25 protein-coding genes are annotated in these 21,439 nt (G+C 62.0%); 9 read left to right on the top strand and 16 right to left on the bottom strand.

Going from position 1 to position 21,439, the window contains the following annotated elements; all coding sequences use genetic code 11:
• The 6 genes from NKJ09_RS04640 to NKJ09_RS04615 are packed head-to-tail and all read left to right on the top strand — an operon-like array spanning position 1 to position 4,972.
• Positions 1-867, top strand: coding sequence for a carbohydrate ABC transporter permease (locus tag NKJ09_RS04640; RefSeq protein WP_023716656.1), 867 nt, complete (start codon positions 1-3; stop codon positions 865-867).
• Between the two features lies 1 nt (position 868).
• On the top strand, positions 869-1,966 hold the full coding sequence (locus NKJ09_RS04635) for an ABC transporter ATP-binding protein (RefSeq protein ID WP_352493927.1): 1,098 nt from the start codon (positions 869-871) through the stop codon (positions 1,964-1,966).
• A gap of 4 nt (positions 1,967-1,970) precedes the next feature.
• Positions 1,971-3,083, top strand: a complete 1,113-nt coding sequence (locus NKJ09_RS04630) for a mandelate racemase/muconate lactonizing enzyme family protein (protein WP_352493926.1) — start codon at positions 1,971-1,973, stop codon at positions 3,081-3,083.
• A 9-nt stretch (positions 3,084-3,092) separates the two neighbouring features.
• Positions 3,093-3,422: an L-rhamnose mutarotase gene (locus NKJ09_RS04625; RefSeq protein ID WP_352493925.1), complete on the top strand. Its 330-nt coding sequence runs from the start codon at positions 3,093-3,095 to the stop codon at positions 3,420-3,422.
• Positions 3,415-4,491 carry a Gfo/Idh/MocA family protein gene (locus NKJ09_RS04620; protein ID WP_352493924.1) on the top strand — a complete coding sequence of 359 codons (1,077 nt, stop codon included), beginning with the start codon at positions 3,415-3,417 and terminating at the stop codon, positions 4,489-4,491. The genes NKJ09_RS04625 and NKJ09_RS04620 overlap by 8 nt, the downstream gene beginning before the upstream one ends.
• A gap of 1 nt (position 4,492) precedes the next feature.
• Complete coding sequence (locus NKJ09_RS04615) at positions 4,493-4,972, top strand: MaoC/PaaZ C-terminal domain-containing protein (protein WP_352493923.1); 480 nt, start codon at positions 4,493-4,495, stop codon at positions 4,970-4,972.
• Between the two features lie 239 nt (positions 4,973-5,211).
• Here the strand turns inward: NKJ09_RS04615 and NKJ09_RS04610 are convergent, their stop codons facing one another.
• The 9 genes from NKJ09_RS04610 to NKJ09_RS04570 all read right to left on the bottom strand — a co-directional run bounded on the left by NKJ09_RS04610 (position 5,212) and on the right by NKJ09_RS04570 (position 12,949).
• Positions 5,212-6,168 (bottom strand): C-terminal binding protein, encoded by a 957-nt coding sequence (locus NKJ09_RS04610; RefSeq protein ID WP_352493922.1) that lies wholly within the window; start codon positions 6,166-6,168, stop codon positions 5,212-5,214.
• Between the two features lie 12 nt (positions 6,169-6,180).
• Positions 6,181-6,939: an HpcH/HpaI aldolase family protein gene (locus NKJ09_RS04605; protein WP_352493921.1), complete on the bottom strand. Its 759-nt coding sequence runs from the start codon at positions 6,937-6,939 to the stop codon at positions 6,181-6,183.
• A gap of 43 nt (positions 6,940-6,982) precedes the next feature.
• A complete protein-coding gene (locus NKJ09_RS04600; protein WP_023716649.1) occupies positions 6,983-7,696 on the bottom strand; it encodes a hypothetical protein in 714 nt (237 codons plus the stop codon).
• 26 nt (positions 7,697-7,722) lie between these two features.
• Positions 7,723-9,033, bottom strand: coding sequence for a TRAP transporter large permease (locus tag NKJ09_RS04595; protein ID WP_352482787.1), 1,311 nt, complete (start codon positions 9,031-9,033; stop codon positions 7,723-7,725).
• 3 nt (positions 9,034-9,036) lie between these two features.
• A complete protein-coding gene (locus NKJ09_RS04590) occupies positions 9,037-9,549 on the bottom strand; it encodes a TRAP transporter small permease (RefSeq protein ID WP_023716647.1) in 513 nt (170 codons plus the stop codon).
• A 79-nt stretch (positions 9,550-9,628) separates the two neighbouring features.
• Positions 9,629-10,606, bottom strand: coding sequence for a TRAP transporter substrate-binding protein DctP (gene dctP / locus NKJ09_RS04585; protein ID WP_352547442.1), 978 nt, complete (start codon positions 10,604-10,606; stop codon positions 9,629-9,631).
• Between the two features lie 80 nt (positions 10,607-10,686).
• Positions 10,687-11,232: a flavin reductase family protein gene (locus NKJ09_RS04580; protein ID WP_352493919.1), complete on the bottom strand. Its 546-nt coding sequence runs from the start codon at positions 11,230-11,232 to the stop codon at positions 10,687-10,689.
• Positions 11,232-12,326: an LLM class flavin-dependent oxidoreductase gene (locus NKJ09_RS04575; RefSeq protein WP_352494029.1), complete on the bottom strand. Its 1,095-nt coding sequence runs from the start codon at positions 12,324-12,326 to the stop codon at positions 11,232-11,234. Before NKJ09_RS04575 ends, NKJ09_RS04580 begins: the two co-directional genes overlap by 1 nt.
• Positions 12,326-12,949: a GntR family transcriptional regulator gene (locus tag NKJ09_RS04570; RefSeq protein WP_352494028.1), complete on the bottom strand. Its 624-nt coding sequence runs from the start codon at positions 12,947-12,949 to the stop codon at positions 12,326-12,328. Before NKJ09_RS04570 ends, NKJ09_RS04575 begins: the two co-directional genes overlap by 1 nt.
• Here NKJ09_RS04570 and NKJ09_RS04565 point away from each other — a divergent pair.
• Together NKJ09_RS04565 and NKJ09_RS04560 are read left to right on the top strand one after the other, a co-directional pair.
• Positions 12,854-13,108 (top strand): hypothetical protein, encoded by a 255-nt coding sequence (locus NKJ09_RS04565; RefSeq protein WP_352494033.1) that lies wholly within the window; start codon positions 12,854-12,856, stop codon positions 13,106-13,108. The genes NKJ09_RS04570 and NKJ09_RS04565 overlap by 96 nt on opposite strands.
• A gap of 417 nt (positions 13,109-13,525) precedes the next feature.
• Entirely contained in the window at positions 13,526-13,756 is a 231-nt protein-coding gene (locus NKJ09_RS04560; RefSeq protein WP_352482792.1) for a hypothetical protein, read from the top strand.
• 43 nt (positions 13,757-13,799) lie between these two features.
• Here NKJ09_RS04560 and NKJ09_RS04555 read toward each other — a convergent pair whose 3' ends face one another.
• The 5 genes from NKJ09_RS04555 to NKJ09_RS04535 all read right to left on the bottom strand — a co-directional run bounded on the left by NKJ09_RS04555 (position 13,800) and on the right by NKJ09_RS04535 (position 15,330).
• A complete protein-coding gene (locus NKJ09_RS04555; RefSeq protein WP_352482793.1) occupies positions 13,800-14,018 on the bottom strand; it encodes a hypothetical protein in 219 nt (72 codons plus the stop codon).
• 3 nt (positions 14,019-14,021) lie between these two features.
• Positions 14,022-14,201 (bottom strand): hypothetical protein, encoded by a 180-nt coding sequence (locus tag NKJ09_RS04550; protein WP_031193315.1) that lies wholly within the window; start codon positions 14,199-14,201, stop codon positions 14,022-14,024.
• Positions 14,202-14,339: 138 nt separating this feature from the next.
• Positions 14,340-14,627, bottom strand: a complete 288-nt coding sequence (locus NKJ09_RS04545; RefSeq protein ID WP_352482795.1) for a hypothetical protein — start codon at positions 14,625-14,627, stop codon at positions 14,340-14,342.
• A 19-nt stretch (positions 14,628-14,646) separates the two neighbouring features.
• Positions 14,647-15,084 (bottom strand): GFA family protein, encoded by a 438-nt coding sequence (locus tag NKJ09_RS04540; RefSeq protein ID WP_352482796.1) that lies wholly within the window; start codon positions 15,082-15,084, stop codon positions 14,647-14,649.
• 27 nt (positions 15,085-15,111) lie between these two features.
• The gene (locus NKJ09_RS04535) at positions 15,112-15,330 is read right to left on the bottom strand and encodes a hypothetical protein (RefSeq protein WP_352482798.1); all 219 of its coding nucleotides are present in this window, start codon (positions 15,328-15,330) and stop codon (positions 15,112-15,114) included.
• A 147-nt stretch (positions 15,331-15,477) separates the two neighbouring features.
• On the opposite strand from NKJ09_RS04535, the gene NKJ09_RS04530 reads away from it, so the two are divergent.
• On the top strand, positions 15,478-17,778 hold the full coding sequence (locus tag NKJ09_RS04530; RefSeq protein WP_352493918.1) for an FdhF/YdeP family oxidoreductase: 2,301 nt from the start codon (positions 15,478-15,480) through the stop codon (positions 17,776-17,778).
• 60 nt (positions 17,779-17,838) lie between these two features.
• On the opposite strand, the gene NKJ09_RS04525 is transcribed toward NKJ09_RS04530, so the two are convergent.
• Positions 17,839-18,198, bottom strand: coding sequence for a response regulator (locus tag NKJ09_RS04525; RefSeq protein ID WP_352493917.1), 360 nt, complete (start codon positions 18,196-18,198; stop codon positions 17,839-17,841).
• Positions 18,195-21,299, bottom strand: coding sequence for a CheR family methyltransferase (locus NKJ09_RS04520; RefSeq protein ID WP_352493916.1), 3,105 nt, complete (start codon positions 21,297-21,299; stop codon positions 18,195-18,197). Before NKJ09_RS04520 ends, NKJ09_RS04525 begins: the two co-directional genes overlap by 4 nt.
• Positions 21,300-21,439: the final 140 nt, after the last annotated feature.

Below are 21,439 nucleotides of genomic sequence, written 5' to 3'. Positions count from 1 at the left end.
ATGGACCAGAACAGCCTGCATCGCGCCGGCAACAAAGCGCTTCGGATCGTCCATGGCATCGGGCTGTTCCTGGCCATGCTGGTCATCTGCCTGCCCGGCATCTGGATCGTGCTGTCGTCGCTGCGGCCGACTGTCGAGATCATGGCCAAGCCGCCGGTGTGGATTCCGCAGCAACTCTCGCTCGATGCCTACGTCGCCATGTTCAGCGGCGTCGGCAAGGGCGGCATTCCGGTGCTCGACTATTTCCGCAATTCGCTGATCATCTCGGTGACCTCGACGCTGATCGCCATCGCCATCGGCATGGCGGGCGGCTATGCCTTTGCGCGCTATCGCTTCCACGCCAAGTCGGCGATGTTTCTCGGCCTGATGCTGACGCGCACGGTGCCCGGCATCGCACTGTCCCTGCCGCTGTTCTTCGTCTTTGCGCGGCTCGGCATCATCGACACGCATTTCGGGCTGATCCTGGTCTATGTCGCGCTCAATGTGCCCTTCACCATCTGGCTGATCGACGGCTTTTTCCGCCAGGTACCGAAAGACCTTGCCGAGGCGGCGCAGATCGACGGCTGCACGCGCTGGCAGGCCTTCTGGCAGGTCGAGTTTCCGCTCGCCGGGCCCGGCATCGCCTCGGCCGGAATCTTTGCCTTCCTCACCTCGTGGAACGAGTTCGCGCTGGCCTCGCAGCTGACACGCTCGATTAACTCCAAGACCCTGCCGGTTGGCCTGCTCGACTATACGGCCGAATTCACCATCGACTGGCGCGGCATGTGCGCGCTCGCCGTGGTCATGGTCATACCGGCGCTCACGCTTACCTTCATCGTCCAGAAACACCTCGTCGGCGGCCTCACTTCCGGCGCGGTGAAAGGCTGACATGGCAACCGTATCGCTCAAGAATCTCACCAAAAGCTACGGCCCGGTGGCGGTGGTGCACGGCATCGATCTCGAGGTCGCCGACCGCGAGTTCATCGCGCTGGTCGGGCCGTCCGGTTGCGGCAAGTCGACAACCCTGCGCATGATCGCCGGCCTCGAGGCGATCAGCGACGGCGTCATCGAGATCGGCGGCCGCATGGTCAACGACCTGCCGCCGCGCTCGCGCAACATCTCGATGGTGTTCCAGTCCTACGCGCTCTATCCGCATATGACGGTGCGCGAAAACCTCGGCTTCTCGCTCAAGATCGCGGGCGCCGCGAAAGAAGAAATGGACCGTCGCGTCGCCGAAGCGTCCGGCATTCTCGGCCTCGACCAATTGCTCGACCGCCGGCCGTCGCAGCTGTCCGGCGGTCAGCGCCAGCGTGTCGCCATGGGCCGCGCCATCGTGCGCGATCCCGATGTCTTCCTGTTCGACGAGCCACTTTCCAATCTCGACGCCAAGCTTCGGACGCAGATGCGCACCGAGATCAAGAAGCTGCACGCCAAGGTCAAGTCGACGGTGATCTACGTCACCCATGACCAGGTCGAAGCGATGACATTGGCCGACCGCATCGTCATCATGCGCGACGGCTTCATCGAGCAGGTCGGCACACCCGACGAGGTCTTCCGCCGGCCGCAGACACGCTTCGTGGCCGGCTTCATCGGCTCGCCGCCGATGAACCTGCATGAGGCGGTCGTCGACGACGGACAGCTGCTGTTCGCCAGCGGCGAGAGATTGCCTCTGCCCAGCCAGTTCAAGGCAAACGTCGAGGCCGGCGACAAGGTCGTGTTCGGCCTCAGGCCCGACGACATCTATCCGACCGGACACGGCATCAGCTCCGGCGAAGAAGTCGACGTCCATCAGGTGGAGTTGCCGGTGACCGTCACCGAGCCGCTCGGCAATGAGACGCTGGTGTTCGCCGAATTCAACGGCAGCGACTGGGTATCACGGATGCTCAATCCAAAGCCGCTCAAAGCCGGCGACCGGGTCAAGATGAGCCTGGACCTGTCGCAGGCCCATCTGTTTTCTGCTGAAACGGGCAAGACATTGCGAGGTTAAAATCATGGCAAAGATCGAGAAAGTCGAACTGCGCATGGTCGACTTGGTGCCTAAGGTCAAGCGCACCGATGCCATCCAGAGTTTTGTCAGCCAGGAAACACCGATCGTCACCATCACCGATGCCGACGGCGCGGTCGGCTCCGGCTACAGCTACACGATCGGCACCGGCGGCTCGTCGGTGATGCGACTGCTGGCCGACCACCTTGCGCCGCGGCTGATCGGCCGCGACGCCGACATGATCGAGGCGGTCTGGCGCGAGTTGGAGTTCGCCACCCATGCCACGACGATCGGCGCGATCACGGCAATCGCGCTGGCGGCCATCGACACTGCCCTTTGGGATCTGCGGGCGAAGAAACAGAGGCTGCCGCTGTGGAAGCTGGCCGGCGGCGCCAAGGACCGCTGCCCGCTTTACACGACCGAAGGCGGCTGGCTGCATATCGAGACCGAGGCGCTGGTCGCGGATGCGCTGGCCGCCAAGGCCAAGGGTTTTCGCGGCTCGAAAGTCAAGATCGGCAAGCCGCACGGTTCCGAGGATCTTGCTCGGCTGACGGCGGTGCGCCGGGCGGTCGGAGACTCCTACGAGATCATGACCGACTGCAACCAGGGCTTTTCGGTCGACGAGGCAATCCGCCGGGCCGAACGCTTTCGCGACCTCGACCTCGCCTGGATCGAGGAGCCGCTGCCGGCCGACGACATTGACGGCCACGTGCGGCTGTCGAGTGCGACGTCGACGCCGATCGCGGTCGGCGAGTCGCTCTATTCGATCCGGCATTTCCGCGAATATATGCAGAAGGGCGCTTGCTCGATCGTGCAGGTCGATGTCGGCCGCATCGGCGGCATCACGCCGTGGCTGAAGGTGGCGCACGCGGCCGAGGCGTTCGACATCCCCGTCTGCCCGCATTTCCTGATGGAACTGCATGTCAGCCTGACATGCGCCGTTCAGAACGGCAGATATGTCGAGTATATTCCCCAGCTCGACGAGCTGACCGGCAAGAAAATGCGTATCGAGGACGGGCATGCATTGGCGCCGGACGAGCCCGGCATCGGCATCGACTGGGACTGGGATGCGATCAAGGCGAAGAGCATCGCGGAATTCACCACGACGATAGTGAAATAGGAGGCGGACATGCAGCGAATGGGAATGGTGCTCGGCCTCAAGCCGGAGAAGGTCGCCGAGTATGTGCGGCTTCACGCCGCCGTCTGGCCGGACGTCCTCAAGAGGATTTCCGCCTGCAACATCAAGAATTATTCGATTTATCTGAGGGAGCCGGAGCACCTTTTGTTCAGCACCTTCGAGTACCACGGCACCGACTATGCCGCCGACATGGCGAAGATGGCCGCCGATCCCACGACGCAGGAATGGTGGGCGCTCTGCATGCCGTGCCAGGAGCCGCTGCCGACCCGCAAGGAGGGCGAGTGGTGGGCGTCGATGGACGAAGTCTTCCATTATGACTGATGACATTTTCGATCCTGCCTCGCTTTCCCAGGCCTGGGCACAGCCGTCAAAGCCCCGGCCGATCGTGATTTTCGGCGCCGGCTCGATCGTCGGCGATGCGCATTTCCCGGCCTATAGGAAAGCCGGCTTCCCGGTTGCCGGGCTGTTCGACCCCGACCTGGCCAAGGCGGAAAAACTGGCGCAGAAATGGGGCGTCACCGCTTACCGGTCGGTCGAGGAAGCTGCGTCAATCAAGGACGCCGTCTTCGATCTGGCGACACCGCCGGCCTATCATGCCGGCGTGCTCAGGGCGCTGCCGGATGGTGCGGTGGCACTGATCCAGAAGCCGATGGGCAGCAATCTCAGCGAGGCGACAGAGATCCTCGAAATCTGCCGCTCCAAAGACCTCAAAGCGGCGGTGAACTTCCAGCTCCGCTTTGCACCGATGATGCTGGCGCTCAGGGATGCGATCGCCAAGGGCTGGTTGGGCGACGTGGTCGATTTCGACGCATGGCTGGCGCTGGCGACACCCTGGCAGCTCTGGGAATTCCTGTTGCAGGCGCCGCGCGTCGAGATAGCCATGCATTCGATCCATTATCTCGACCTGATCCGGCAATTACTCGGCGACCCCAAGGGGGTTCACGCCAAGACGCTCGGCCACCCCGGCCACAAGGTTGCGCAAACGCGCACCAGCGCGATCCTCGACTATGGCGACACGGTGCGCTGTGCGCTGTCAATCAACCACGATCACAAATTCGGCCGAAAACACCAGGCCTGCGAATTCCGCATCTGCGGCACCGAGGGCGCCGCTTACCTCAAATTAGGCGTCAACCTCGACTATCCGCGCGGCGAGCCGGACATCCTCGAAATCTACCCCAAAGGCGGCAAGGACTGGATTGCGGTTCCACTCGTCGGCGCATGGTTTCCGGACGCCTTTGTCGGCCGCATGGCCAATGTCCAGCGCTACGCATCGGGCGAGGACGCCGAGTTTGTCAGTTCCGTCGAGGACGGTTGGAACACTATGGCGCTGGTCGAAGCCGCCTACCAATCGAGCGCGGCGCCGGCAACACCGATAGCGGCGAGGCCCTGACATGGAGCAGACTGTCTATTTCGAGGACTACCAGATCGGCTCGTCGCGCATGACCAGCGGGCGCACCATCACCGAGACCGACTTCGTCGTCCATGCCGGCCATACCGGCGATTTCTTTCCCCACCACATGGACGCCGAGTTCATGAAGACGACGCCGTTCGGCCAGCGCATCGCCCACGGCACGCTGGTCTTTTCGGTCGGCGTCGGGCTGACGGCGAGCGTCGTCAACCCGGTCGCCTTCTCCTATGGCTACGACCGGCTGCGCTTCATCAAGCCGGTGTTCATCGGCGATACGATCAGGACCCGCGCCACCATCTCGGCCAAGGAAGACGACCCGAAGCGGCCCGATTCAGGCCGGGTCGTCGAGCGCTGCGAGGTGATCAACCAGCATGGCAACGTGGTGCTGGTCGCCGACCACATCTACATCGTCGAGCGTCGCGACAAGCCGAGCAGGGCCTCGACGGACGGCCCCGAAACCTGAAACAAAAAAACCGCCTTGCGGCGGGTCCTCGGTGCGAATCGGCACCATACGCAAGTTAGTAGCATAGCTGCCGGCACAAAGCAAGAACAAAATGTGGCGCTGTCCGCAAAAAAATGCGAATTCACTTCACCCGTTCCCGTCTTTATCCGCTTGCCGAGGTCGCGCTCAAGGCTGCCTGCCCCGGAACGTTAAGGTGGAACTGTCGGCAGGCAGCGGATGGTGCCGGCATCGGGAATTGGTCACACCCGGTTGACCGGATATACCGCCTTGCCGCCGCGCAGGACCGCTGCGACGTCGGCAAACACCTTGTTGCGAACCTCCGCGTAAGACTGCGTCGAGTAGTGCGCCGCGTGTGGACTGACCAGGACGGTGTCCAGCGCCAGCAGCGGATTGTCGGGCGAAGGCGGCTCCTGCTCGAACGTGTCGATGCCCGCGCCTGCCAGATGGCCGCGCCGGATCAGATCCGCCAACGCGACCTCGTCGACGAGGCCACCGCGGGACACGTTAATGAATATCGCTCCTTCCTTCATCCGCGACAGGGCATCCGCCGACATGATGTTTCTGGTCTCCGGTGTCGCTGGAACGTGCAGCGAGACGATGTCGGCCCTGGCCAGCAGCTCGTCGAAGCCGACCGGTTCGGCACCGCCGGCCGTGATGCGCTCTGCCGGCATATGCGGGTCGTAGGCGATGATATGATAGCCGAAGACCCGCGCCCGCTCGGCAGTCAGGCGCCCGATCTGGCCGAAGCCGATCAGCCCGAGAATCTGCCTGTCCGGCCGCGTGATGCCGGCACCGTCGGTCATCGCCGCCCAGCGGCCGGCGCGCACCGCGCTGTCGAACTGCTTCAGCCTGCGCGCCAAGGCCAGGATCAGGGCCATGGCGTGGGTGCTGACTTCCACCAGATTGGCATCCGGCACGTAGGTTACCTGAACACCGGCACGGCTGGCGGCCTCGACATCGATCGAGTCGAGCCCTACGCCGAACCGCCCGATGACCTTGAGGTTCTTCAGTTCGGCCAAAACGCGAGCCGTGATCGGCTCCCGCAATACCATCAATGCATCGGCGTCGCGGCAGTGTTCGATCAGGGCATCTTCCGTGAGCAGCGTCTTTTCGACAAACTCGGCGTTCAAGCCGTCGAGGTAGCGTAGCTGCTCTTCCTCGACTGACAATACGCCGTCGGTCTTGATGATCTTCATGCCGGACTCTTGCTATGAGGCGTTGCGCGCCGAGACGACACCGGCGGCAAGGCCGGCGCCGAGAAACATCGTGTCGCTGGCGAGCATGTAGAAGCTGATGCCGTGCCGCGACCATTTGCCGACATCATCCGCCGAAGGGCGAAAGATGCCGACGGCCTTGCGGGCCGCGCGCGCAACGGCCGCAATCCTGACGATAGCGGCATTGAGCTTGTCCTGGCCGGCCGGCCCCATGGCGTCGATCGAGACCGACAGGTCGCCGGGGCCAATGAAGACCACGTCGACGCCGTCGACCTGGACGATGTCGTCGATGTTGGCGAGGCCCTCTGCCGTCTCGACCTGGATGGCGACCGTCAGGACCTCGTTGGCCGATTTGAGGTAGTCCGGAATCCTGTAGCCATAGCCGGCGGCGCGGCCCGGGCCGACACCGCGTGCGCCGACCGGCGGGTAACGGCAGGCCATGACCACCATGCGGGCTTGCTCGGCCGTCGAGACGCGGGGTACCAGGACGCCCGACGCGCCGGCGTCGAGCGCGGCCGCCATCCATTCCGGCGTGTGGCCGGGAACGCGCACCATCGCGGGAACCTTGTGGACATCGGCGGCGCGAACCAGATCCTCGAGCCGTTCGCGGCCGATCTGCGAATGCTCCCAGTCGATGCACAGGAAATCGACCCCGCTGGCGGCCGCCACTTCGACCGCCACCGGGTGCGGGATGGCGCAGAACGTGCCGATGAGGCGATCGAGAGAGACACATTTCTTGCGAAAGTCGTACATGAAATCTCCAGAGATTTTTCGACGTCGGCAAAACCTGTTTGCGCTATGTGGCCCGCGGCAAAGGATGCACGGCTTCCGTCGACATCGGGAAATGCCGGCTGCCGCCTGAAAACGGCGGGAAAGTCTTGTAGTCGGCGCGCATCTCCAGCCGCGCCGGCGATTGCAGCGCGTGCGTCAATGCCGCGGGACTGTCGAACATGACCCGGTTGCGCTGCATATGGTCGATGCGCGGCCAGGGCAGCGAGCCGCACCAATCCAGTCGCGACAGAACCTCGATGTGGCGAATGCCGGGGAAGCCCCGCATCAATTGCGGATGATGCGTCACATAGTGGTAGAGCCAGACATTCATGTCTTCGGCCGGCCCGGGATAGTGGACAAGATAGCTGCAGGGGAGCCCCGACGTCTGGACGCCAGCGTCGTCGACGGGAAACGGACGCACGCACATAGCCTGTTGCGTCGGCCTCGAACCGGCGACGCTCGACAGCATACCCGGTGCGGCAAGCGCCTGCAGATGGCCGGACGGCGCCAGCGCCGCCTCCATGTCCGCCAATTCGTCGAAATAGAGCTGGAAGCCAAAGACCGGCGGTGGGCCATCCTTGTTGAACATGTCCGTCGCCACTTCGGGCAGATAGATGTTTGCAAGCGCAAGGCCCGGCGTCGATGCAATCACCCGCCGCACGGCATCAACGTCTTCACCGGCGATGGCCAAATTTGCCTCGCGGTCATCATGGAAGAAAGCAAGATAGGCAAAGCGCATTTGGACACCTGCTGGATCGAGTTCGACTAGATCAAATTCGGAAGAAAGAGAGCGATCTGCGGAAAGAGGACAATCAGCAGGATCAGCAAAAGCGTCAGCGCGATGTAGGGTGCCGCTGACATGGCAACCGTCTTGAGCGATGTGCCTTTCGGCGCAACACCGATCATGATGAACAGCAGCAGACCAAACGGCGGCGTGGTGAAGCCGACCTCGTAGGCGAGCAGCAGGATCAGCCCGAACCATACCGGCTCGTAGCCGAATTGGTGGGCGATCGGCAGGAAGATCGGCAGCGTGATCAGCATCATCGAGACCTGATCCATGAACATGCCGAGCAGCAGGATGACGAGCACCATCATGAGCAGCATGGGATACGGTCCAAGATCATAGCCGACGATGAACTGGATAAAGCCGTTGGAGGCGCCGGAGAAGGCGAATATCTGCGAAAACGTCGTCGAAGCCGAGATGATCAGGAAGGTCATGCCGGTGACCTTCATCGCATCGTCCAGCGACTTCCAGACAACCGACCAGCTGAACCGCCGGTAGACAAACAACAAGGCGAACACGGCGGCACAGCCGAGCCCCGCCGATTCCGTCGGCGTCGCTATTCCAAGGATGATCGTGCCAACCACCATGAACACGATGACGCTCATCGGAATGATGTTGACGGCAACTGCCCTCACCTTCTCGGCCGCAGGAACGGCGGGCACCGGATAGTGCGGAGCGGCGTCCGGATCGATCTTCGTCTGTGCGAAGATCAGCGCCGCGTACATGACAACGAGGAGCAGCCCGGGCAAAGCCCCCGCTATGAGCAGCGCGCCTACGTCGATCTGGGCCAGCGAGCCGAGCAAGACGGCCAGCGAGGATGGCGGGATGATGACGGCAAGGCTTCCGGCGCCAAGCACCGGGCCGTAGGCCATATGCGGCTTGTAGCCCCGCTTCAGCATCTCCGGCACCATCAGCGAACCCATCATGCCGGTATTGGCGAGGCTCGAGCCCGACAGCGCGGAAAAGATGGTGCCGGCGGCGAGAACGACATAAGCGAGGCGTCCGCGCAGATTGCCGATGCACAGGTCGAGCGCGTAGATGACCTTCTCGCCGAGGCCGGAGCGGAAGAACAGGCTGCCCATGACAAGAAACATCGGCAGCGGAGCGAGCGCATAGGTCGAGACGGCGTCGGAGAAGTTGGCGACCATCTGCGTCACGCCGATCGAACCGCCGAAGAACAGGTACAGCCCGATCACATTGGTGACGAAGAAAGCGAAGGCGACCGGCAGCCCAAGCCCCATCAACACGAGGATGGTGCCAACAAGCACGGCGAATGGAAACAGCCAGGCCACCGGTCAGAGCCCTTCCATTTCCAGCGGATCGAGCGTGTACAGCGTGTCACGGCCGAGGAGATATCTGAGCCATTCCAGCGCAGAGAGGTAGAAGGCGAGCATGATGGGCAGAAAGACCAGCCATTTCGGCATGTCGAAACTGCGCGTTTCATATTCGCCGCCCGCCACGGCGCTTGTCAGGGAAAACAAGGCGACGCTGCCAAGGTAGAGGCTGACGCCGATGCAGGCGAGATAGACCAGTTTTTCAAGCACCGCCCGAGCCCGCATCGGCAGCGCCTTGCGCAGGAACTCGACGAAGACATGGCCCTTGCTGTGGACCAGCCAGGGCATCGGCAGGAATGCCGCGTAAAGCAGGCCGTATTCCGTCGCCGATACTGCCCAGGCAAGCGGCCTCAGGCCCAGATTGCGGACGCATACATCAGCAACCACCGCGACGATGATGAGGCCAAGCACCACTTTTGCCGTCGCCGCCAACGCAAGGCTCAGCTTCGCAATCGCTGCAAACAATCTGTCCATGTCCGACGACCCTCATGTCCACCGTTGCCCCGCTTTTGCCCAGCTTTGATGGAGGGCTTACAAGGCAGCCTCCGCTCGGCTACTGGAAGAATTTCTTCAACTGATCGATGTTGGTGGGATCGCGTTTGGCCATTCTCGCCCAGCTCGCCTGCGTGGCAGCCGCCAGGAATTTGTCGCGGCCGGCACCGGTCAAGCTGATCACCTTCTGCCCGCCGTCGATCATCGCCTGTGCCTGCTTTTCCGACTCGGCAAGATTGGCGTCATAGCTCGCGCGCTCGTATTCGACGGCCGTGTCGGCAAGCAGCTTCTGCGCCTCGGGCGACAGCGTGTCCCATTTGGCCTTGTTGATCGAGATCAGCACGTCGGTTTTGAAGAATTGCGGGTCGACACGGTATTTGGTGAACTTGTCCCAGCCGAACGACGCATAGCCAAACACGGTATAGGCGTTGGCATTGACGACGCCGCGCTCGAGCGAGGTGTAGACGTCCCCTGGCGCTTGCACGATCACCGTTGCGCCCAGGGATTCAAGGAAATCGCGATAGAGCGGCGACGAGCGGATCTTCAGGCTGCTCCAGTCGATGCTGCCTTCGCTGTTGAGCTTGGGTTCGTCGATGGTGAAGACGTTGAAGCCCGAGCCCGCGTCGACATGCGCCAGCAGATGGGCATTGGCCTTCTTCTCGAAAATTCCGCTGATGAAGTCCCAGCCGCCATTCTCGCGAACCTCCCACGGCGTCTTTGTCGATGCGGAGAACACCTCGCCTTCGGGCACGAGTTCGAGGAACTGCCCTGCCGGCGTGTCGATCACGTCGATCAGGCCGCTCCTGAGCGCCGCGCCCTGCTGGATCGGCGGAATGACCTCCGGCCCGCCACGCACGTTGATCTGGACCACGCCCTTTCCCTTTTCGTTCACCTTCTGAACGAACTTCAGGAAGCTCTGGGCGTAGCCGTTCTGCGTCGGCGTGAAATGCACGGCGTTGAGGACGACCTCCTCGGCCGCGGCGATACCCACCACACCCGACAGGAGTGCAGCCAGAACAAGGGATTTCCAAATGCGCATTGCCGTGTTCCCTTTGATAGTTCGCCCATGATCGGGCCGATCTGAAAATTACAATCGCTGCGCCGCCACGCGAACGGCGGTTAACTGGCATCATCTCCTACTGTCAGGAACCGTCCATGTGCGTAGAAGACCGGCGATCGGTCAGCGCGGTCCAGCGCGACGCCTGAGACGATGCCGATGACGATCATGTGCGACGCCCGCACAATGATTTCGGCCACCCGGCATTCGAACATTGCCCGCGCGCCGACAAGCAAGGGCGCGCCGGTTTCGCCACGCACCCATGATCCGGACGAGAACCGCGCGGCCCCCTTGGCTTTGGTCATGCCGCCAAAGGCACGCACAACGTTCTCCTGGTCGCCGGCTGGCAGATTGACCGAAAAGGGCAAGCCTTCGCGAATGGCCGAGGCAAAGGTGCTGCTGCGGTTGACGCAGGCCAGCAGCGAAGGCGGCTCGGCACTGAACGAGCAGAGTGCCGTCGCCGTGATGCCGCAAAAGCCGATCTCGTCATGTTCCGACGCGAGGATGGCGACCGAGCCCGCCACGGCCCGCATTGCCTGCTTGAAGGCGCGCGGATTGATGGCGTCGTGTCCATCCACCCATGGCGTCGGAATGGCGGCCGCCGGCATCAATTTACTCGAAGCCCGGCCTGGCGCATCAGCGGCAGCACGCGGTCGCAGAAGAAGGGCAATTCGTAGGTATAGTTGACGAATGTGAGGGCGGCGCCGGAATAACCCTGGTCCATGATCGCAGTGAGGTCGTCGACGATCTTTTCCGGCGTGCCGATGAGCGGGAAAGTTCCAGCACCGCCGGCGAACCTTTGCCGATATTCGGTGAAGGCCTTCGCATCATGCGAGTTCGCGAATTCCTTCTTCTTGCGCATATGCTCGTTGACGGCGCCCTCGTCCGCGCATTCCAGCGCGTAATGCCGGTAATAATCCTCGGCTTCCTGCTGGGTTTCCCGGCAGACGACGTGACAAACCGTATAGACGCCGACTTCGCGTCCGACTTCGGCCGCTCGGTTGGTGATGTCGACCACATGCACACGGCCGTCGGCAATTTCGGAAAAAGTCGAAAACAGGTAGTCGCAGTGGCGCGCCGCATAGTTGCGCCCCGGCGCGCCGAAGGCGGCGTTCATGGTCACCGGTCGCGGCGCCTGCAGGCTTGGCGGGCGGCTGACGACCCCCTTCAGATCGTAGAACTCGCCGCTGAAGTCGAACGGCTCCCTCGATTGATAGGCACGCACGATGATGTTGATCCATTCCTCGGCCTGATCGTAGGTCCGCTCGCCGACCGTCTGCCCGAACATGGCGAACTCGTCCGGGTTCCAGCCGCAGACGATGTTCAAGCCGGCACGCCCGTTGGAGATGTGGTCGACCGTCGCCAGCGCTTTTGCAGCCTGCAGCGGATGAACCAGCGGCACATGCACCGTCATGAACAGGCCGATGTTTTCGGTGGCGACAGCAAGACCCGCCGCCCAGGTGAACGTCTCGAACGACCATTCCCGCACATGCGTCAAACCGCCGAAGCCGCGCCAGCGGGCGATCGGCAGCAGAAACTCGAGGCCGGCGCGATCGGCGATGCAGGCGGAGTTGAGGTTGTCTTCCCAGCGGGCACGCCAGCGCTCGGGGACGGTGGTCATTGCCAGGCCGCCATCGGCGTTCATGGAAAAGACGCCGAGCTTGAACCTGTTCGGCCCTTTCAGCGGGTGCTGCTTCCTGATCATGATTTCCCCCGCCGTGACATGCTCTTGCCCTCGCCGTCGGAGTTTTGAAACGGTGGGCTCAGCTTCATGAAACGCTCCTCGGCGTTCTGAATGAAGTGCGTCATGCAGTCGTAAGCGGCGACGGCGTCGCGTTTGACGAATGCCTCGTAGATGGCGCGCATGCCGGCCACGATCACGGCCTGCGTCGGCTGGTGCGACAGCGTCCTTAAACGGACGACGAGTACATGGTCGGCGAAGCGGGCAATCGTTTGTGAAAGACGCTCGTTCGCGACCGCGCCAAGCCAACAATTCCTGAATGCCGAATTGGCCTGGAAAAAGCGGTCGGCATCGCCATCTGCGGCCGCAGCCTCTGCCTCCCGGAGCGCGGCTGCCAGGGTCTTGAGGCCAGCGGCGTCAAGTGTCCGTGCGGCGTGCGCGGCGGCCCGCGGCTCGAGCAACCGGCGGACCTCGAAGATGTCGGCGACATCCGTTGCGGTAAGCGTGGGCAGCGTGAAGCCGCGTGTGGTGCCGACGAGATAGCCCTCATGCACCAACTGCATCAAGGCGTCCCGGACAGGCATTCTGGAAATGCCGAGCCGGGCGGCAATATCGACATCGACCAGCTTCTGGCCAGGCGCCAATTCGCCATGCTGTATCGTCAGCCGGACTTGTTGATAGACCTGGGCACGCAGATTGCCATCGCCAACCCGTTTGAGCTCTATCGTTTCCGTCATCCACGCCTTCCCATGCGAAGATTTCGTATATCGTTTGAGGCTGTGATCTCGCAGTCGTGCCGTTGAAATGCAGCCATATATCGGCAGAAATCGACCTGTCAGCCATGTTCCCGGCTCAAGTGGAGCACAGGCTGGATCACCTGGCAAGATATTTCAAGTCTATAATGTATACTGTTTGAGCTCGCTGTCCGGAGGGCAGAGGATCGCGCCGTCTGTGCTGCCGCGCCGCGCGACGGCGGGGACAGCTAACGATCCGCGCGGTTCGGTAAAAAACGTACAGACGTTTTTCCGTGACACATCGAAGTTGGCGGATTTAACTAAAATTACTTGCGATCTGCGCGCGCCGGCACGCCCACCCCCGATCCCCTCGCCGGTGCGCATTACTGGATCGCCCGCCGTATCGAAAGGTGCGGCGGGCTTTTCGTTTCGTTTGGCGGGGAGGCGCTTATGCGAGACTTGCCCAGGAATATCGACGCCGACGTCGTGATCGAAATCAGCAAGTTGCTCGACGACCGGGCGAAGTCCGTGCCGGTGCCGGTGCACAAGCTGGCGGCGATGATCCGGCTGGGCGTCGAAACCCTTCTGACCGATCACTCCATCGAGGAGCTGATCGTGGAAATGGCCGCGACGCGGGGGCTTCCGATGCTGTTCGATTTGCCGGTGATCAATGTCGACGACGTCGTGCCGATTGCCTTGGCGCGCCGTCCCCGCTGACATTTCGCTCGAGCCCCATCGGTAGTCGCGTCGCCGCCCGACTTCACTTGTCCTGATGCGCCGGCCGAGTGTCGCCTTTCTTTTCGGGGTCATGGGTATGGTGGCTGTCGCGTTCGCCGCCGCCGCCGGAGACCTTGCTGTGGCTGCGCAGGTCTGAATCGGCCGGCGGCTTTTCGACGCTCAGCGGCTTCTTGGCGTTTTCGTGCGCGGCGCCGGGACCGCCCTGGCGGATGCTGGCAGGAGTTTTCTTCGACGTGGACATGGCCTAGCGATCCTGGACGTTGCCTTGATGAGTGGTGTTGACCTTCGTATTGCCTTGCTGACCCTGCTTGTCGGGATCGGGGACGGTGGATTGCGGTGCCTGGTCGGCTGCTACCGATTTTTTGTCACCGGCGCCCTTTGGGCTCAGATTCTTCGGCGGCACAGGGGGAGGTTTCGTGCTCATGGCGTTTCTCCTTCCGCCACCCAAACAAGCGGCTCGGGAGAAAGGTTCCCGAGGGTCCGATACGAACGGCGATTGCCGCAACGAGCCGGGTCCACAGGCCGTGGCTTGGGGCCGGCGGGGTGCCCGCACAATCCAGGATTATTTCTTGATGATGTTTCCGTTGTTCAGATCGAAGGCCTGGGCACCGAACGCCTGCCTGAAGAAGTCCTCCTGCAGATCGCCCCATTCGCCGAGATAGGCGCCGCAATTGCTGCAATAGATCGGTGTGGAATCCTTCGGGTTGTCGGGAATCTCCATCAGGATCGTCCCGCACGCCTTGCAATCGAGCTTGTCATCCAAACGGCGGCCCATTGACACATGATCGCGCGTTTTCAGCCGCGCGCCAATTGTTGTTTTCGTACGAAGCCCGAATGGCGCGTTTTCCAACCAGCAAGGGGATCGAAAGCTAGCGTTCCGCCGGATTTCCGAAGGCTGGATCTCGCCGCCTCGAATACATCCCCACCCGCGGCAGCTCGTCTGGAAAGTCGACCCAGGGTAACCTCATGTCCCAGTATGCGTGGGCCTGTGGCGGAAACCGTTCGGGGTGATCGAGAAAGCCGATCGCCAGATAGAGTTCGTCGGGCAGGCCCTGGTCGACATAGCCGATCGATGTTCCGCAATCCGCGCAGAAGGACCGGAGCACACCGGGGGTTTTCGAAAAGGTCTTCGGTATGCCGGTGAGCAAGGTGAATTCAGAAGGCCGATAACCGACCCACACCGTTAGCGGGCTTCCTATCGCCTTGCGACAGTCGTCGTCGTGATCGGAGCAAACCCAGAACGGCTCGCCGCGCATTTGCGCCGTTATGGCGCCGCAAAAACAGGAACCCGTTTCAGTTCGTGGCATTGGCTAACTTCATGGCTGGACTCGCCTTCACTGCTGGCCCGGCATTTCGGTATTTTCCTTGGGGTTCTTCTTGATGCCGGCGGCAGGCGAGGTATCGGCCGGAGCATTGCCACCCTGGTTCTGTTCAGCGGCTCTTTTGAGCGGCGAAGTCTGCCAGCCCATATCGCCGTACAAAAAGCCTATGAGGAAGCCGACGATGATGATGGCCGAAATCACCATTGCAATTAACGCGTTACGTCGCTCCATTTCGCACGGCTCCTTTCTTTGAGCCGAACAAACGATGGCGGAAATGGTTCCGGTTAGACGGACTGCGTGACGGGACGGAGCCGGCCGGGAACATTCAGCCTCACGGCGGGTTCGTAAGTGAGTGCTCTTCTACAGGGAGTGGCTTGCATGAAACCCGCGGTAACCGATCGCATTGAAACCAAGAAATACGACCACCCGACAGGCGGCTGGGGATCGCTCAAATCGCTGGTCCGCAAGGCGCGTGGCGAAGGCCTGCTATTGTCCGGGATATGGAGCACGCTGCTCAAGCAGAACAAGGCCGACGGCTATATGTGCGTGTCTTGCTCATGGGCGAAGCCAGCTCAGCCGAGGCCTTTCGAATTCTGTGAAAACGGCGCCAAGGCGACGATGTGGGACCAGACCAAGCTGCGCTGCGAACCCGCTTTCTTCGCCGAGCATTCGGTGGCGGAATTGCTCGATTGGCCGGACCACGATCTGGAGAAACAGGGCAGGCTTACGGAGCCCATGCGCTACAATGCCGCCGTCGACCGTTACGAACCGGTTTCCTGGGACGATGCATTCCGCGACATAGCTGCCGAATTGCGACGGCTCGATCCCAAATCGGTGGTATTTTACACGTCCGGCCGCGCCTCGCTCGAGGCCTCGTTCATGTATCAGCTTTTTGCGCGGATCTACGGGTCTTCGAACCTGCCCGATTCGTCCAACATGTGTCATGAATCGACCTCGGTCGGCTTGCCGGAATCGATCGGCTCGCCGGTCGGGACCGTGCAGCTCGAAGACTTTGCGAAATGCGACATGATGTTCTTCTTCGGGCACAACACCGGGGTGACGGCGCCGCGCCTGTTGCATCCGCTGCAAGAGGCACGTCAACGCAACGTGCCCGTCTTCACTTTCAATCCCTTGCCCGAGCGGGGACTGAAGCGCTTCAAGAATCCGCAAAACCCCATCGACATGCTATCGCCCGGACCGGGCACCAAAATGTCCAGCGACTTCTTCCAGGTCCGTTCGGGCGGCGACATCGCCACGATAACGGGTATCGCCAAAGCGTTGCTGGCGCTCGACGATGCCGCCCGCGAAAGCGGCAGGACGCGTGCCCTCGATACGGCTTTCATCGCCGAGCACACGCATGGCTTCGCCGAGTTCGAAGCCTTCCTGCGCAACACCCAGTGGAGCGATATCGTCGCCCGATCGGGCATTGCGCAGGCCGATCTGGAGCATGTCGCCGAGGTCTACAGCCATGCCAACGCGGTGATCGGCAATTACGGCATGGGCCTGACCCAGCATCGGCACGGCACCGAGAACGTCCAGATGCTGTGCAACCTTTTGATGATGCGCGGCAATATCGGAAAACCCGGCGCCGGTATTTCGCCGCTGCGCGGCCATTCCAATGTCCAGGGACAGCGCACCGTCGGCATATCGGAAAAACCCGAGCTCGTCCCGCTCGACAAGTTCGCCGAATTCTACGCCTTTGAACCGAAGCGTGAGAAAGGTCTCGATACGGTCGAGACCTGCGAAGGCGTCATGGACGGATCGGTCAAGGGCTTCGTCGGGCTCGGCGGCAATTTCGTGCGGGCCGTGCCGGAAACCGGCCTGGTCGAGAAAGCCTGGCGTGGGCTCGACCTGCATGTCGAGATCGCGACCAAGCTCAACCGCAGCCACCTCATCGCCGGCCGGACAACCTATCTGCTGCCTTGCCTGTCACGGCTGGAAAGAGATCATCAGGCGAGTGGCGATCAAAGGGTGTCGATAGAGGATTCCACTGCCTGTATCCATGGTTCGTTCGGATCGCGACCTCCGGCTTCGCCGCATCTGCTTTCCGAGCCCAGGATCGTCGCCGAACTTGCCAAGGCGACGGTGCCGGGCAGGAGTTCGATCCCTTGGGATGAATGGGTTGGCGACTACTCCCGCATCCGTGACGAGATCGAGCGCTGCTACCCCCAGCATTTCCGCGACTTCAACAAGCGCTTCCTGACGCCCGGCGGCTTCCATCGCGACATCAAGGCGAGCAAGCGGGTGTGGGAGACGCCGAACAAGAAGGCCAATTTCAAGCTGCCAACTGGCCTTGAAACCGATCCTGACATCGATGTCGTCGGCCGCGATGTGCTGACACTGATCACGGTCCGCTCCAACGATCAGTTCAACACGACCGTCTACGGCTACAACGACCGGCTGCGCGGCATCAGCGGCACACGCATGGTGCTGTTGATGAACGAGAAGGATATCCAGCGCCTCGGCTTGAGCGCGGGACAGGAGGTCGATCTCGAAGCCAATGCGCAGGATGGCGTGGAGCGCCGCGTGCGCGGGCTGCGCATCACGCCTTTCTCAGTGCCGGAGGGAAATTGCGCCGGTTATTATCCCGAGCTCAACCCGCTGATTCCTCTCTGGCACAGAGCCGAGAAGGCTCATGTCCCGGCCGCCAAATCGGTACCGGTGCGGATTGTTGCCTAGGCGTTCGTTGTTCGCGGCAGGCACGCACTATGCGGATGTGGCTTGGTTCAAATCATGACCTCAGCCGGCTCGCGCGAGTTCATCCACGGCATTCAGGATCGCACTCTGGCTCGCCGGCTTCTGCACGATCCTGCAAGCGCGGAACCCGGCCGGAATCTCGCGTTCGCCATACCCGGAGAGGAAAGCGAACGGCACGCCTCGCCCCCGCAATGCCTCCGCGACCGGATAACTGGTTTCATCGTTCAACTGGATATCCAATAGCGCCGCGTCGATCCCGCCTTCGCCAACGAGCCGGAGGGCCGCCGTCACCGACGAAACCGGCCCAACCACCTGATGGCCGGCCTTGCGCAGGTAAGCCGCCGCGTCGTCGGCGATCAGCCATTCATCCTCGACGATCAGCACACGCACCTTTCCGGTCACGACGAGCCCTCGCGGGTCAGAGGGAATGCAATTTCCACCTCCAAACCATTTGAGCGGAAACTTGTTTCAACTTTTCCGCCCAGCCTGTAACCGATTTCTCCACGCAGAAGGGTAAGGCCGAAGCCGCTGTCGGTTGGCTCCTTGATGCGGGGGCCGCCCTTCTCGCGCCAGACGAGCTTGAAGGTGCCATCCGCCACCGACCATTTGACAACTATCCGCCCGGCAGGTTTCGACAGTGCGCCATATTTGGCGGCATTCGTCGCCAGCTCATGAATTGCCATGCCGAAGGAGAGCCCTTGCACAGGCTTGAGGCTTACCCGCTTGCCATCGAGCTCGAACCGTTCGGCCCCAAAGGGATCGAGTTCATGGCGCAGCAGTTCCTCGACGGAGGCTTCCGTCCAGCTTTCTCGCGAGAGCAGACTGTAGGCTCGTGACATCGCCTGCAGCCGGCCGATCAAGGCTTCGGCGAACTCGTCTTTCGAGGCCGAGTTTTCACGCGTCCGGTTGGTGATGCTGGCGACGACCGCCAGCATGTTCTTGACACGATGGTTCAGCTCCGAGATGAGCACCTGCTGACGCTCTTCAGCCTGCGCCAGCGTCGTCACGTCGATCAGGGTCACGACCACGCCCTGGATGCTGCCGCCTTTGTCCCGGTAAGGGTTGATGCGAACCAAGTAGAAGCGGCCCTTGTCGTCGCGCGCAAGGTGTTGGTTCAGGGTCTCTCCCGTCTCGAACACCGCCTGGATGTGCCGCTTCAACTCGGGGTAGTCGAGCTGGCTCGAAAGATCGGTCAGCGGTCGGCCGACATCGGACGGACGCAAGTTGAAGAACGACGACGCGGCGGGAGTGAAGGTCCGCACCACAAGATTGCGGTCGAGGAAGATGGTGGCGATTTCCGTGCTTTCGAACAGGTTTCTGAGATCGCTGTTGGCGCGGTCGAGTTCCTCTATCTTGCCAGTCAGCTCTGCGTTGATGGTGTTGAGCTCTTCGTTGAGCGACTGCATCTCCTCCTTCGAGGCCTCAAGCTCCTCATTGGTCGACTGCGCCTCTTCATTGACGGAGACGAGTTCCTCGTTCGAAGACTTTACTTCCTCCAGCGCGGTCTCGTATTCCTCGATGGTCGACTGCAGCCGCTCGCGCGTGTCGCGCAACTCCCGTTCGAGATCGGTCGTATCTTCGGCGCCGCGGCTTTCGCGTGCCGGATCGGAGCGGATCTGGGCCTGTCCCACCGGATTGAACAGGACGAGGTAGAGGGGCTCGCCATTGCCGCGTTCCGTGTACGGCTCGACCATCAGTGTAATGAACTGAAGCTGTCCGTCGTCTTCTTCGACCGCTATGTTCTCCCGAACGACCGTGCGGCGCGTCGTGGCTGCCTCCCGCAACGCGGCGCGCAGCTCAAGTCTCAGCCCGCGGCGGGCCAGTGTCAGCAACTGCCGGCTCGGGGCGCCTTGCGGTGCTTCCAGATATTTGCCCGTCCTCGCCGAATAGTAGACGATGTCGCCATCGCCATTGACCAGAACGTGAGGCGGGGCGAACCGCTCCAGCACCTGAGCCTCGATCGCCTGGCGTAGTGAATGGCTGGCGGCATCCTTCGTCGAGCCGCCGCGTCCGACCGGAAGGGCACCCGTGGGGCCATTGCCGATCAGAACCAGCGGCCGCGGCGTGGAATGTTCCCGCGCCTGGAAAATCCGATGCTTCTTGTCGACCGTGGCAAAAAGGTCGCCGTGCTGACCGACGCTTTCCGAGGTGCCGAGGAACAGATAGCCGCCCGGCCTCAGCGCGTAATGGAAGATTGGAATCACCCGGTTCTGGATCTGCGGGCCGAAATAGATCAGTAGGTTGCGGCAGGAAATCATATCCATGCGCGAGAAGGGAGGATCGCGGATAATGCTGTGCGGCGAAAAGATGCACAGTTCGCGCACCTCGTTGCCAAGCACGTAGCTCGCGCCGTCGCTGTTGAAAAAGCGTTGCCTACGTTGTGGCGAAAGCCCGTGCAGCAGCGCTTCGGGATAACGCGCCGCACGCGCCACCGCGAGCGCCGGCTCGTCGATGTCGGTCGCGAATATCTGGACGCGCGGCGGCGCGGAAAGCTTCTCCATACGTTCGCGCATCAGCATGCCGATCGAGAACACTTCCTCGCCGGTGGCGCAGCCGGGTACCCAGACACGCACCGCATCGGAGGCGTTCTTGCCTTCGAAAATCTGCGGTAGGATCTTGTCCTCCAGCAATTTGAACGCTTCGGCGTCGCGGAAAAAGCTGGTGACGTTGATGAGCAGGTCGCGAAACAGCTTCGCCACCTCGTCGGGATCCCTCTTCAGCCGTTCTGTGTAGGTGGTGATCGACTGCAGCTGCGTGATCTGCATGCGCCGCTTTACGCGACGCAGGAACGTCTTGGTCTTGTAGCCGGAAAAGTCGTGACCGGAATGGCTGCGCAAAATGGCGTAGATTTCATCGCGGGCCCGATCCATCCCGGCCTTGTGTTCGTCGTCCGCCTCGGTCAGTCCGTGCAGCACATCGAAGCCGCGGGCAAACGCCTGAAGCTTTGCACCGATCTGCTCGGCGGGCGCCGCTATGTCGATCAGGCCGCTCGAAATCGCGCTCAGCGGCATGTCCGGATTGCGTGGGGCGGAACCGTTGGACGCCTGGGCAATGGTCAGCCCGCCATGCTCCTTGATTGCCCTGGCGCCGAGCGTGCCGTCCGAATCACCACCCGACAAGATAATGCCGACGGCATACTCGCCCTGGTCCTCGGCCAATGCGCTGAAGAAGATGTCGATCGGCTTGCGCTCGCGGTTGAGCGTGTTCGGCCTGCGCAGCGAAAGCGCGCCCTTGCGGATGGTGAGGACGACGTTTTGCGGCATCACATAGACCTGGTCGGGTTGGACCGCTGCGCCCTCCTCGGCCACGACGACCGGCATTTCGGTATAACGTCGGATGACCTCGTGCAGCAGGCTTTCCCGCTCCGGGCTGAGATGGGTGACGACGACGAACGCCATGCCGGTGCCGCCGGTCAGTCCTTTGAACAGGCCCTCCATCGCGGGAATGCCGCCGGCCGATGCGCCGACACCGACAATGGGAAATCTTCCATTCTGGGATGCCACGCCACGCCCCTGACAACTGCCGCGAACACAAAGCCGCCAAATCGGGCCTTAGACTAAGACCGCGCCGAGCCTCCGGCCAGCGAATAGTCTACCAACGGAACAAAGCACCGTCGGTGGGCATTAACATTTGACTTTGGAGG

The sequence above is a fragment of the Mesorhizobium sp. M0189 genome, from assembly GCF_040322135.1.
Taxonomy (GTDB): domain Bacteria; phylum Pseudomonadota; class Alphaproteobacteria; order Rhizobiales; family Rhizobiaceae; genus Mesorhizobium.
The sequence above is the reverse complement of the archived record's forward strand: the minus strand, read 5'-3'. Positions and strand labels throughout refer to the sequence as shown.